Annotated in this window: 9 protein-coding genes; 4 read left to right on the top strand and 5 right to left on the bottom strand. The window is 71.7% G+C overall.

Features of this window, described 5'->3' with window-relative positions; translation table 11 throughout:
• Positions 1-20: 20 nt before the first annotated feature.
• The gene (locus G6O69_RS03715; RefSeq protein ID WP_176396606.1) at positions 21-260 is read left to right on the top strand and encodes a hypothetical protein; all 240 of its coding nucleotides are present in this window, start codon (positions 21-23) and stop codon (positions 258-260) included.
• 378 nt (positions 261-638) lie between these two features.
• Positions 639-1,073, top strand: coding sequence for a hypothetical protein (locus G6O69_RS03710; RefSeq protein ID WP_172302149.1), 435 nt, complete (start codon positions 639-641; stop codon positions 1,071-1,073).
• Position 1,074: 1 nt separating this feature from the next.
• Here the strand turns inward: G6O69_RS03710 and aat are convergent, their stop codons facing one another.
• From aat to G6O69_RS03690, 4 genes are read right to left on the bottom strand one after another with little or no spacing between them, the layout of a single operon-like run.
• The gene (aat, locus tag G6O69_RS03705) at positions 1,075-1,782 is read right to left on the bottom strand and encodes a leucyl/phenylalanyl-tRNA--protein transferase (protein ID WP_172302148.1); all 708 of its coding nucleotides are present in this window, start codon (positions 1,780-1,782) and stop codon (positions 1,075-1,077) included.
• A gap of 10 nt (positions 1,783-1,792) precedes the next feature.
• The gene (locus G6O69_RS03700) at positions 1,793-2,791 is read right to left on the bottom strand and encodes an HTTM domain-containing protein (RefSeq protein WP_172302147.1); all 999 of its coding nucleotides are present in this window, start codon (positions 2,789-2,791) and stop codon (positions 1,793-1,795) included.
• On the bottom strand, positions 2,788-3,312 hold the full coding sequence (locus G6O69_RS03695; protein WP_172302146.1) for a hypothetical protein: 525 nt from the start codon (positions 3,310-3,312) through the stop codon (positions 2,788-2,790). The genes G6O69_RS03700 and G6O69_RS03695 overlap by 4 nt, the downstream gene beginning before the upstream one ends.
• On the bottom strand, positions 3,309-5,840 hold the full coding sequence (locus tag G6O69_RS03690) for a hypothetical protein (protein WP_172302145.1): 2,532 nt from the start codon (positions 5,838-5,840) through the stop codon (positions 3,309-3,311). Before G6O69_RS03690 ends, G6O69_RS03695 begins: the two co-directional genes overlap by 4 nt.
• A 60-nt stretch (positions 5,841-5,900) precedes the next feature.
• Here G6O69_RS03690 and G6O69_RS03685 point away from each other — a divergent pair, with 60 nt between their 5' ends.
• Both G6O69_RS03685 and G6O69_RS03680 read left to right on the top strand, forming a co-directional pair.
• The gene (locus tag G6O69_RS03685; protein ID WP_172302144.1) at positions 5,901-6,503 is read left to right on the top strand and encodes a hypothetical protein; all 603 of its coding nucleotides are present in this window, start codon (positions 5,901-5,903) and stop codon (positions 6,501-6,503) included.
• Positions 6,504-6,513: 10 nt separating this feature from the next.
• Positions 6,514-7,362: a class II glutamine amidotransferase gene (locus G6O69_RS03680; RefSeq protein WP_172302143.1), complete on the top strand. Its 849-nt coding sequence runs from the start codon at positions 6,514-6,516 to the stop codon at positions 7,360-7,362.
• Between the two features lie 57 nt (positions 7,363-7,419).
• On the opposite strand, the gene G6O69_RS03675 is transcribed toward G6O69_RS03680, so the two are convergent.
• A complete protein-coding gene (locus tag G6O69_RS03675) occupies positions 7,420-11,997 on the bottom strand; it encodes a VIT domain-containing protein (protein WP_172302142.1) in 4,578 nt (1,525 codons plus the stop codon).
• Positions 11,998-12,029 lie beyond the last annotated feature (32 nt).

Below are 12,029 nucleotides of genomic sequence, written 5' to 3'. Positions count from 1 at the left end.
GCAACCACCAACAAGGAGTGATGCCACACACAATCGACATCGTCGCCACCGCTTCGGGGATCTTCTCAGTCTTCTTCGTCGCGTTCGCTTGCCTGATCCAACACGGTCGCCGCGGCGGTGGCGGCGGGGTCGACAATCGAGTGTTTCGTACGGGAGCCATGAAAACTCGGCAGATCCGCCCTCAGCTGCGTCGGGCAGCACAGGGCGTCACCGAGGGCAGCGTTAGCGGCCAGAGCCAGCCACGACTGGCGGCCTGCTGAGCGAGTCAGGAGGTTAGCTAGGAGCCCGTGGTGAATCCCAGCGCGAGGAGCCGCGCTGGGTTTCACCACGGGCTCCTAGTGCACGGCTGTGGGGCGTTCGGGCATGAGAACATAGGATTGCGTTTTTTGCGCAAATGGTCCATGCCCGAACGCCGACCACCATTTGATAATTCGCTTAAGCGCCTGTTCGTGTGAGCAGTATTAGATGCTTCAGGTGTTGAGATGTTTCGAAAATACCCATGGAAGGCGATTAATCGAGTTTGGTGGGCCGGGACATTGCAAATTCGCCTAGTACGAGCCGTCACGAAATGCCGCGATAACGACAAAAGTTAGCCCACCCCATTTTCATCAGCGCACATATGATGCATATGAAGGGTCATGACCAACATCGCCGACATCGCACGGGCAGCGCTCATCGAGGTCATCTCCAACAATCCCAAGATCACCGTCAAGCAGCTGCGCGAGCTCGTGTCCGAGACGCCCGCCCTTGGCGACGTGACATTGGCGGATCTGCTCGGAGAGCCGGCAAAGGGCAAGAAGGGCAAGCGTCGCAAGGCTGGCGGGCGCGCCAGGGCTGCGGACAAGTCCACGCAAAAGCGCAACGTCCGGACCGAAGAGGGCCGCGATGCCTTCGACGCCGAGGTCCTCGGCGCGCTCGAGAGCCTCGGCGGCCAGGAGCTGTCGGCGACGGCCGTCCGCGAGGCCATCGGTGCTGACCCCATGCAGCTCCGCGCTTCGCTCAATCGCCTGATCGAAAAGGGCGCCGTGACCTTCACTGGCAAGGCCCGCGGCACCCGTTACACGCTGCTTTAGTTTATTGGGGCGTGAACCCGGGGTCGAAGCGCCAAGCGCCCTCGGGGCCCATGCGGGGGAGCTCGCGCAGGCGCGCGAGCTCTCGCAAGAATCGGGGCCGCGGCCACTCCACGGCCCCAAATCGCTCCAGGTGTGTGGTGTACACCTGGCAATCCACGAGCTCGCAGCCCCATCGCTCGAGCTGTCGGATCAGCCAGACGAAGGTGACTTTGGAGGCCTCGGGGGCCAGGGCGAACATCGACTCGCCGCAGAACAGCCCGCCGACGGCCACCCCATAGACGCCGCCGACGAGCTCGTCGGCCAGCCAGGCCTCGGCCGAGTGGGCGTGGCCGAGGGCGTGGAGGCGCTCGTAAGCTGCGATCATGTCTTCGGTGATCCACGTCCCATCTTGGCCGGGGCGGGAGACCTCCGCGCAGCGTCGGATGACCTCGCCAAAGGCCTCGTCGAGGGTGATGCGAAAGCGTCCCCGACGCAGGCTCTTGGCCAGGCTGCGGTTTATCCGCAGCTCGCTCGGCTGAAGGACGAAGCGTGGGTCTGGTGAATGCCAGAGGATCGGCAGCCCCTCTTCGTACCAGGGGAAGATCCCCCGGCCATAGGCGTCGAGGAGCCGGGAGACCCGGAGATCTCCACCGACCGCGACCAGGCCGCGGGCGTCGCTCTGCTCGGGATCTGGCAGCCCTTGGTCTCCGCGGATCAGGCGCACGGGCATTGGGATCGACTCAATCGTTCTCCTGCGGGAGCAGGCGTATCAGGCGAGGGCGGGCGAGCATCCAGCTGGCGCGACGCAGGCGAGCGCCAAGCCGCCGGGCCGGCTCTTCGATGGCGAATAATGGGGCAAAGGCCACGGCCGAGAGTGGGTAGGGGAACATGATGGCCATGATCATCAATACTCCCAGGTGGAAGCTCCACATACCCACGGCCCACGGCCAGGCCAGCTTGCGATGAATGATGGCCAGGGGCGCGCCGAGCTCGAGGACCATGCTGGCCCAGGCCAGGGGCACGAAGATCGCGGGATAGCGCGATAGCCACGCGCCCAGGGGCGAGTGGAGGTCGCCCAGCTCGATCTTGCGGAGGTTGTCCCAGGCCACGTGCGAGAGCAGGACCTCGCCCTCGAGCCAGGGCGCGCCGGCGTTGCGAAGCTTGGCGACGCCGGCGATCAGGTAGGCGAGCACGGTCACGGTGGCCATGAGCTTGGGCCCCCAGCCATAGGCGGGGCTCGCAGCCGGGGCCGGGCCGCCGCGGCGGCGAGCGTCGAGGGACCAGCTGTCGCTGGCGGGGGTCAGCGCGAGGATCAGCGCGTGGAGAACCACGAGGTTCTCGGTGTGGAAGATCATCCCCCAGGAATTGCGGTAGCTGGTGACCCAGAGCAGGCCGAGGGCGAAGAGCGGGCCGCTCACGCGGAAGCGCCAGCCGAGCAGGGCGGCCACGCCCGCGGCGAGGGTCGCCAGCCACAGGCCGACGACGAGGGCGGCGGGGGGCGGCGCGGAGAACATTGCGAGCACGCCGACGGGCTCGAAGCGCGCGGCCGGGAAGCGGAGGTTGGCGGTCAGCAGCGGCCCGAGGATCCCCAGCCAGGTCAGCGCGAAGGCGGTGACCAGCACGCGCAAGCTGGCCAGGCGCAGGGCGGGGGCCGTGGGCAGCCACCAGCGCTCGAGGGCCGCGAGCGGGCCGCCGCGGCCCGAGGTCGAGGCGGGGGAGGTCGAGGTCGCGGCGCTCATGGTCGTGCTCCCGCGCTGGCGCCGGCGCTGCTGGCCATATTGGCGACCTCGCAGCGCGCCCGCACGCGCACGCGCAGCGGCTCGCGCCCGGCCGCGTCGACGAAGTAGGTGTGGGGATCGAACTGCCGGCTCTGGACCTCGAGGCGGACGATCTGCGCGTAGTCGGGGTCGCCGGCGATCGTCTCGGCCACGCGCGTGCACAGCTGGTCGGCGCGCTTGCCCCGGATGGCCTTGCGCACAGTCTGGGCGGCCTGCATGACCTCGGCGTTGCCGATGGTCCGCGGGGGCATGGGCCGCAGCCCGCCCTCGGCGTCGACGCCCATGACCACGTGGATCCACGAGGTCGCTCGGACCGTCGAGAACATCGGGTAGTTGGACAGGGGAAAGGAGTCCTTGGGGGGGTCGCGGAACATCGGCCAGAGGGTGGCGGCGATGACCGCGAGGCCGACGAGCAGCGCCGGGGCCCGGTGAAAGGTCCGGGTGGGCCGGGCGAGGGCGGCCGCGGGCTGGCTCGTGCTCATGGCGCGCGCTCGCTGGTGTCGAAGACCTGCGCGCCCCCGTGACCGAGGGCCGCCCACGCGTGCTGGGTGTAGTCGATGCGGATCTCCGGGGCGCCCATGGACTCGGAGAAGCCGCCGATGACCTGGCGATCCCGGACGCAGGCGAAGCAGTTGCGCGGGTTCCACTGCTGGCGGACCAAGAAGCCCAGCACCTCGCGCATGCGCGCCTGGTCGGCCGAGACGTCCTCGCCCCGGGCCCGCTTGATCGCCATGGCGGCGGCCAGCCCCTCGCCAAAGCCGGCGCTGGGCGTGTTGACCGGGACCAAGATGTTGCCCATGGAGTAGCCGCCGAGAAATTCCGGGTCCACGCGGCTGTCTTCGTCGAGGACGGGGCGGGCCTTGAAGGCCATGTAGTCGAGGCAAAACTGCTCGTAGTCGGGGTTGCGGTGGTGGCCCAGGGACGCGCGCGCGGCCAGGCAGTGCCAGTTCTCCTCGAGCCAGAAGAAGTCGCGCAGGATGTTGTCCCAGTAGGGGCCGGCGTAATAGTTCATCGCCCGCTCGACGGCGTCGGCGAGGACCTCGGCCGGGGGCAGCTGGACCTCGGGGTCGTCGACCAGCGCGGGCTCGTCGCGGGCGAGCTTCTCGGCCAGGCTCAGCGCGAAGATCGCCTGGCCGCCGGCGTACATCGGCTCGGGCCCGTCGATCGGCGCGCCCGTGGCGACGTCGTACTTGGGGTAGAAGCTGCCGTCCTCGCGCTGCATGGCCATCAAAAACCGGCTCATGTCGGCGATCAGCGCGTCGTGCTCGTCGCCCACGCGCGCGCGGCAGCGGGCGAAGGCGATCGCGGGCAGGGCCGTGGAGCCGAGGTTGGCCGCATCGCTGTCCGCGTTGCGGATCAGCGCCTGGACCTCGCCGCTTTGGCGGGCGTGCTCGGCCATGTAGGCCAAGGAGCGGGCGGCGACCTCCTTGGTGCGCGCGGCGTCGCGACCGAGCTCGCAGGTCACCAAGGTGGTGCCGGCCTGGCGCGGCAGGTTCCAGGCCTTGGTCCGGCGCCGGCCGGTGAAGGGGTCGAGGGTGTAGGTGAAGCGGCCCTCGGGCAGCTGGGCCGCGGCGATGTAACGCTCGGCGCTGTCCTGGGCCGCGCGCAGGCGCTGCTCGTCGAGGGCGGCGCCCGGGCGCTCGTGCATGCGGATCATCGAGATCGGGCCGCCCTCGGCGTCGATGAGCAAGCTGGTGGTCTCGATGCGCAGCAGGCCGTCGAGGTGCGTCCAGGCCTCGGCGCCCTCGGGGCGGATCAGCGGCTGGTCGCGCTCGGACTTCTTGCGCGTCTTGGGCCGACGCAGGTGGCGATCCCAGGTCTGGATCTCCTTGGAGATCGGGCCGCCGAGGGCCCGCTGGAGGCGCACGGGGGACACGCCAAAGCGAAAGTCGGGGATCCACGGGACCGGCTCGTTGGACACGAATTGATCCGCGGCGACGAGCTGCCAGGGCATCAGGCAGCGCTCGGCGTCGCAGATCCCGTCGCGGCCCGGGCGGAGGGCGAGCATGTCGAGGACGAAGTCGCGGTCGTGGAGCATGACCACGCTGCGCAGCAGGTCGATCTTCACGGGCCCGCGCGCGGCCTCGCTGCGCAGCTGCTCGGCGATCGCCGCGGGCAGCTGCGCGGCCGGGGCCTCGACGCAGCGGCTGACGACCTCGAGGGGGGCGAGCTTGCGCCCGGCCACGCTCCGCTTGCGGTGCTCGAGGGTCTTGGGCCCCGCCGGCACGAGGTAGGTGAGCACCGCCCGGGCCTGGTCGCGCTCGGGGTCGGTATAGTCGGGCACGCAGGCCACGGGCTCGAGGGTGTGCAGGGGCGGGAGCTCGGGGACGATGCCGGCACGCTGTGGCCAGGGCGGGGCCGGGGCCTCGGCGAGCTCGTCCCAGCTGGGCAAGGCGGCGATCACCGCGGCCTCGCCGGGGCCTCGGGCCGGCAGGTCTTCGCCCTGGTCCCCGCCTCGAGCCCCGCTCGGCGCCGCGGGCAAGGGCAGGGGCGTGGGCCGGGCGGCCTGGGCCGTGCGCCAGGCACCGACGGTCCAGATCAGCGTGAGCGCGGTCGCGGCGGCGCCGGCACCCCGGTTCCAGCGGCGCTCCCAGGTGGCCGCGAGCCCCCAGGCCGAGAGCGGCAAGGTCAGCACGGCCAGCAGGCCGATGATCGCCAGCATCGCCGCGCCCAGGCCCTGGCCGAGGTCGCCGTAGAGCCCCGCGAGGTAGCTGGCGGCGCTCGTCAGCTCCCAGCTCAGCCAGCCGAGCACGGCCAGGGCGAGCAGCGAGCTCAGCCGCCACGCCCAGATCAGCGGCCGGCGCAGCTTGGCGGCGGCGCACAGAGCCGTGGCGAAGTGGCCCAGGGCGAGCAGCCAGGCGAGCAGGGCGAAGCTCGACCACTCGCTCCAGGGCAGCTGCGCGCCGGCCCAGGCGAAGATCAGCCCGTGCAGGCCAGCGACCACGGCCAGCCCCCAGCGGGGAAGGGGGCCGGCTTGAGAATTGGAGGCGGGGAGGTCGGCCTTCGCCATGGGCGCGAAGGATAACAGCCGGGCGTGGTCAGCCCCTCGCGCTCCTGTTAACTTGGGCGCGTGAGCGCTCCAGGTGTTCGCGCGAGCTACCTTCGCCTCTTGCTGTCGCGCTGCGACGAGTTCGGACCGCCGGCCGCGGAGATCCGCGAGCGCCTCGGCGACGAGCACCTGACGCATATCGAGTGCGCGGGGCCCATGGTGTGGCTGCCGGTCGAGACCGACATCGCCTTGCAGGTCGCCCTCGACGAGGTGCTCGGGGGCACGCGCGCCCGGGAGTTCGCCCTCGCCAGCTTGCGCGAGGTCTGGGCCGGCTCCTTGCTTCAGCCGCTGCTGATCACCGCCGTCGGCCTCTTTGGCCTGCACCCCGGCTCCTTCGCCAAGCTCATGCCCGCGGCCTGGGGCCTGCTCTACCGCGAGTGCGGGCGCTGGGAGGTGGGCGAGACCATGCGCGTGGCAGGTGACGCGGCGGGCAGGCGCGGGGTCGAGCTGCACCTGCGCGAGCTCCCCGCGGACTGTGTGGCCGCGCAGCCGTGGCTGGGCGCGGTCGAGACCGTGCTCCACGCGCTGCTGATCCTCTGCGACGTCGAGGGCGAGGTCGAGCTGCGCGAGCGCGAGCCGCTCTCGGGGACGGCCAGCTTCTACTTGTCGTGGGTGTTATCCTGAACCCTCGCCCATGTGCAGGATCTTCGGATTTCGCTCGGTGATGCAGAGCCAGGTGCATCGCAGCCTGGTCAGCGCCGACAACGCGCTCATGCACCAGAGCGAGCGCAACCCAGACGGCTGGGGCGTGGCCTACTACCTCGCGGGGGCGCCCCACGTGGTCAAGAGCGTGGCCACGGCCGTGTCCGACGAGATGTTCCGCCGGGTCTCGGGCGTGGTCACCTCGGAGACCGTGCTGGCCCACGTGCGCAAGGCCACCCAGGGTCAGCTGAGCATCCTCGACACCCACCCCTTCCAATTCGGCAACTGGGTGATGGTCCACAACGGCAACATCGCCAATTTTCCCGAGCTGCGCGATCGCCTGCTCGAGCAGATCCCCCCGGTCTACAGCCGCTTCATCCTCGGGCGCACCGACTCCGAGCTGCTCTTCTATACGCTGCTCGCCAAGATGGCCGAGCGCTGCGAGCTCGGGCGCCGCGGCTACCCCCTCGAAGATCTGGCGGCGGCGGCCCGCGAGGCCCTGGCGGCGATCACCGAGCTCGCCGGGGAGCTGTGCCCGGACACCCACGCGGATCCGCTCAGCAATAATTTTTTGACCTTCGTGATCACCAACGGCCAGACCATGCTCGCCCACCAGGGCGGCAAGCAGCTCCAGGTCTCGACCCACAAGGCCAACTGCCCCGAGCGCGACAGCTGCCCCTACTGGGCCAAGGAGTGCGAGCGCCGGGTCGAGACCGGCTTCGTCAGCCACCTCGTGTTCTCGAGCGAGCCGCTGCTCGGCGACAACGTGTGGGAGCCCATGCGCTTCGGCGAGATGATCGGCGTGGACTGGCGCATGCAGATGCGCCGCTTCGAGCCATGAACGGCGTGGTCTGGCGAGGCGCCTCGGGTTCGCGCCTCGCCCACCTCGCTCGCTCACTCACTCGGGGGTGGCGTCGCCGCTGTCTTGATCCTGGTTCTGATCTTGGTCGCGCTCGCGCTCGCGCGCGGCCCGGGCGGGGATCGTCCCGGCGTCGGTCTCGACGCTGAAGGTCTCACCATCCCAGCGGATCTCGACGCGCTCGAAGCTCACCGCGCGCGGCGGGATCTCGCCGCGGTGGCGGACGGCGAGCTCGCCGAGGCCGCCGCGCTGGACGGCCCACAGCCCGGTCTCGCCGGCCCACAGCCCCCCGCGGGTCAGCGCGCTGGCCCGCTCGGCCGCGGCCGAGGAGGCGGTGGCCTCGGGCTGCGCCGAGAGGCCCATGGTCAGCTGCTGATCCAGGTCGCGCCAGAGCAGGAAGGTCCAGGTGGTCGGCGCGTCGAAGAGCTGCAGGCGCTTGAGCTCGCGGGCGAGCTTGTCCGCGGGCAGGCCCTCGGGAGCGGCGAGCATCTGCGCGAGCAGGGCGGCCGCGTGCAGCCGGGCCCAGCGGCGCGGGTCGTCCACGCCCGGGCGACCGTCGCCCATGGAGACCTGCCGCAGCAGCCGCAGGGCCTCGTCGACGCGGCCGGCCCCCGCGGCGGCCTTGGCCAGGCGGATCGTGTCCTCGGGCGCGCCGCTGAGGGCGACGAGATCGCCGTATTGGCGATAGGCCTCCTGATACCAGGCGTGGCGCAGGAAGATGTCGCCGAGCAGCCGGCGGGTGCTCGCGCTCTCGGGGTCGTACTCGACGATCTCCGAGTAGACCCGCTTGGCCTCGTCCTCCTCGCCCTTGGCGACGAGCAGCTCGCCGAGGCGCTCGGCGAGGGCCGGGGTCATCAAGTTGCGCTCGCGCAGCTTGCGACCGGCGGCGATGGCCTCGTCGAGGCGACCCATGGCGTAGAGCAGGTCGAGGTGAATCAGGTCGAGGTGCAGGCGCTCGGCCGGGGGCACGCTCTGGTAGCGCTCGAGGGCGTCGCGCACCAGCGCGAGGGCCTCGGCGTCGGTCTTCGCGGTCGCGACCGCGTCCGCCAGGCTGCCGAGGTCCACGGAGGCGCCAAAGAGCGCGCGCTCGAGGGCGTGGATCAGCTGGGGATCCACGAGCCGGCGCTGGAGGGCCTTGACCACGAAGGCCTTGGCCTCGGCCTCTTCCCAAAAGTGGGCGATGAGCAGCTGGATCTCGGCCTCGGTCTGGGCGCTGGCCTGGAGCAGGTCGAGGTAGACTCGCTGGTGTCGCCAGCTGTCGAGCTCGCAGGCGGCCGCGGCGGCCTCGTAGGCGGTGAGGCGCTGGCGCATGTCCGGGGCGCGAGCGAGGCGGTCCTCCCACAGCACCTTGCGCTGGCTCAGCGGGCGAGACGAGGCGTCGCTGCACGGCAGGGTCTGGTTGCGGGCGATCTCCGACTGGGGCGGGCGATGGTTCTCGAGCGGCTGCCAGCGCCGCGCCTCGGACGGCCGCTCTGGGAGCGCGATTTTGCGGCGGGTATCGACGACTGCGGTCGACTTGCTGATGTCCTGCTTGGTGGCGGGGGGCGGCGCGAGGGCGACGTTGGCCTCCGCCAGGTCGTCTTCGAAGTCGAAGCTGGGCTCCGCGGGCTCGCGCTCCTCTTCGATCGGGGAGCGCGACTTCTTGGCGCGGCCCTTGGCGCGCGAGCCGTAGGCTTCGCTCGCCCCCTCGCCGATCAGGCCGGGCAGGCTGCCGGGCGCGCCTCCGGCCACGCCGCCGGGGATGTCGCTCGGCATCGCCTCGCCCGCAGCCGCGCCGATCTCGGCGCCCTCTTCAATGAAGCCGGAGCCCCCGGTGGGCTTGGCCGACTCGGGCTCGGGCGCGGCCGCGGGCGCGGCCATTTCGTCCTTGCCCATGTCGTCGTCGGCGCGGAGGCTCTGCTCCGTCACACTCGGCCCGCGCTGTCGCGCCTCTTCGCGCTCGAGCGGCGCCGCTTCGCTGGCGGGGGCCTCATCGGCGGCCATGTAGCAGCCCATGGGCGCGCTCAGGGCTCCGAGCAGGAGCTCGCCGACCTCGGGGCCGTCGAGGGTCTCGGCCGCGCCCGTGATCTCGCGGGTGTGCGGCAGGGCGTCGCCGAGGAGCTGGCGATCCCAGGGGCGATCGCGGCGCTCGATCCCCTTGCGGGCGTAGGCGCGCTCGCTGTCGAGGGCCAGGAAGGAGGTGAAGGGGGTCATCAGCCCGTACTCGAGGCCGAGGGCCAAGACCTTGCCGCGCACGGCCTGCGGCCCGCGGCCGTCCCCGAGCAGCCGCTCGATGCGGGCGGCGGCCCACAGCTTGGGGATCACGAAGTCGAGCACGCTGCGCTCGCGGACCAGGGGGATCGGATCCGGGGCGTAGTCCTGGCCGCCGAGGCGGTAGCGCAGCGAGACCTCCTTGGGCAGGTCGGCGTGGGTGCGGGCGAGGATCACCAGCTCGCGGCCGCGGGCGAGCTTGCCCGTGGCGTTGTCGAAGCGATCGTCGAGGCCCGCGCCGAGCTCGAGCTCGAGGTCCGTGAGCGTGGGCGTCTTGATCGCCCCGGACAGCTCGAGGGCACGGACCACGGCCTGCTCGGGGGCCTCGACGCGGAGGCTCTCGCCGCCGCCGACCCGGGCGAGGCGGGCGAGCAGGCGATCGTCCACGGCCGGGCCCACGCCCACGGTGAACAGCCGCGCCCGCGAGCCGGTCAGCGCCCGGCGCAGGCGCTCGGACAGGGCGTCGGCGCCCCGCTCCCCGGAGGTCGCGAGGCCGTCGCCGATGTAGACCACCGCGGGCTGCTCGGCCGCCTGAACGCGGTTGAGGGCGCGCTCGAAGATCGCCCCGAGATCCGTGGCCCCGCCGTGGCGGTGGCTGGTCAGGGCCGCGAGCGCGGCGTCGACCTCTTCTTTGGTCGCCGGGCTCAGGCCCTGGGCGGGGTAGAGGACCTCGGCGCCGAGGTCGGCCGCGACCACGGCGAAGTGGTCGTCGGCGGACAGGCTGCGCAGCAGGGCCTCGGCCACGGCGACGCGGCTCTGGTGCTCGGCGTCGTCGCCGAAGGCCGAGGTGTCGACGACCACGACGACGTCGGCGCGCGGGGTCTCGATGGCCTGAAAGTCGACCTCGGGGCGCCAGCGCAGCATCACGAAGCGGGCCTTGTCGCCGCCGGCCTGGTACTCGCTCAGGCGCAGGGCCGGGGCGTCCGCGTGGGCGCCGTCGTGCTTGCGGGTGAGCTCGAGCTCGAAGTCGGCCCGGGGCACGAAGCCGCTGCGCCGCATGCTGACGAGGCGGTTGTCGCCGGACACGCTCGCCTCGCCCAGGGTCGAGACCGCGTAGCGCTTGGCGAGGTCGCCGCGCAGCTCGACGGCGAGGGCGAACTCCTCGATCGCCGGGGTCTCGAGCTCGGCGGGGGCGGCGAGCGGGTAGGTGTAGCGCAGCTTGTCGTCCTGCTCGTCGAGGCGCTGCTGATAGCGGACGACGATGCGGCGCTCGCCCATGGCCGGGACCGGGTAGATCTTGGCCCGGACCGTACGCGCGTCGATCCACTCGAGCAGCGCCGGGTTGTCGTTGCTGACCTTGGCCGAGGCGTAGGTCGCCGCGGCCTGCTGGCGCTCGACGATCTCGCCTTTGACCAGCTCGCCATCGGTCTCGAGCTCGAAGCCGACGAGCATCGCGCCTTCGGGGATCGTGAACCAGTACCAGCCCTCGACGGGGCGCTCGGAGGGGTTGTAGAAGCGCTGGTCGACGCGGGTCTCGGCCAGCTCGTCCTCGATCGCGACGTCGACGATCTGCTGGGCGATGCTCAGGGGCAGGGCCGGGGTCCCGGGGGGCGCGGCGTCGTCGACGGCGTAGAGCGCTCCGGACCCGCCGCCGACGCGCCCGCCCGCGCTGCGGTCGGCCATGCCGCCGGTCCAATCGTCCCAAAAGGGCTCGGGCTCGACGACCGGCGCGGCGCCGTCGCTGGCCACGGTCGCGCGCTCCCCCGTGCGGACCTCGGCGCGGCCCTGCTCGCTGGACACGGTTGCGACGCCCTTGGCGACGTAGATCCGCGCGCCTCGATCCTCGCCGACGCTGAGGTCCGCGCCGCCGTCGCTGAGCACGACCTCGGCCGGCCCGGCGCGGTGCGTCGCGGGCTGGCGGTTGGCGTCGAGGGGCGGGACCTCGAGCCACAGCTCGCCGGCGAGGAGCTCGACGCCGGCGTCCTCGCCCAGCTTCAGCTGGGTGTCGTCGCGCAAGAACACGCGGCTGCCGTCGGCGAGGCGGACGAGCGCGCGGGCGTCGGTGCCCGTGCGCAGCGTGGCGCGGCTGGGCAGCGGGGTGCCCGAGAGCAGGCGCTCGGCCTGGCCCTCGCCTTCACTCTGGCCTTCGCCAGCGAGCAGCAAGACCTCGCCGGCGGCGAGCTCGAGCTTGGCGGAGATGTCCTCGGTGCGCTCCGGCGCCGGGTTGCGATGCATCGCCCGATAGGCGAACAGCCCCCCGACGGCGAACAGCCCGACGATCACGAAGGCGCCGAGGATCTTGAGCTTCTCGAGGCCGCCGAGGCGCGCGGGCGGGGGCTCGGACTCGGTGGCCGCGAGCTCTCGCTCGGCCATGGCCTCGAGCTCGGCGTCGAGGTCGTCGGTGGGCTTGGCGTCTTGCTTGCTCATGACAGCGTCTCGCGTGCGCCCGCGGGCGCGTC

The sequence above is a fragment of the Pseudenhygromyxa sp. WMMC2535 genome (assembly GCF_011083025.2).
Note: the sequence above shows the minus strand (reverse complement) of the source record. Positions and strands in the feature narration are given on the sequence as shown.

Bases quoted from the DNA above. Each gene is read 5' to 3' on its own strand.
- G6O69_RS03715 (WP_176396606.1), top strand. From the start codon at position 21: ATGCCACACACAATCGACATCGTCGCCACCGCTTCGGGGATCTTCTCA.
- G6O69_RS03710 (WP_172302149.1), top strand. From the start codon at position 639: ATGACCAACATCGCCGACATCGCACGGGCAGCGCTCATCGAGGTCATC.
- aat (WP_172302148.1), bottom strand. From the start codon at position 1,782: ATGCCCGTGCGCCTGATCCGCGGAGACCAAGGGCTGCCAGATCCCGAG.
- G6O69_RS03700 (WP_172302147.1), bottom strand. From the start codon at position 2,791: ATGAGCGCCGCGACCTCGACCTCCCCCGCCTCGACCTCGGGCCGCGGC.
- G6O69_RS03695 (WP_172302146.1), bottom strand. From the start codon at position 3,312: ATGAGCACGAGCCAGCCCGCGGCCGCCCTCGCCCGGCCCACCCGGACC.
- G6O69_RS03690 (WP_172302145.1), bottom strand. From the start codon at position 5,840: ATGGCGAAGGCCGACCTCCCCGCCTCCAATTCTCAAGCCGGCCCCCTT.
- G6O69_RS03680 (WP_172302143.1), top strand. From the start codon at position 6,514: ATGTGCAGGATCTTCGGATTTCGCTCGGTGATGCAGAGCCAGGTGCAT.
- G6O69_RS03675 (WP_172302142.1), bottom strand. From the start codon at position 11,997: ATGAGCAAGCAAGACGCCAAGCCCACCGACGACCTCGACGCCGAGCTC.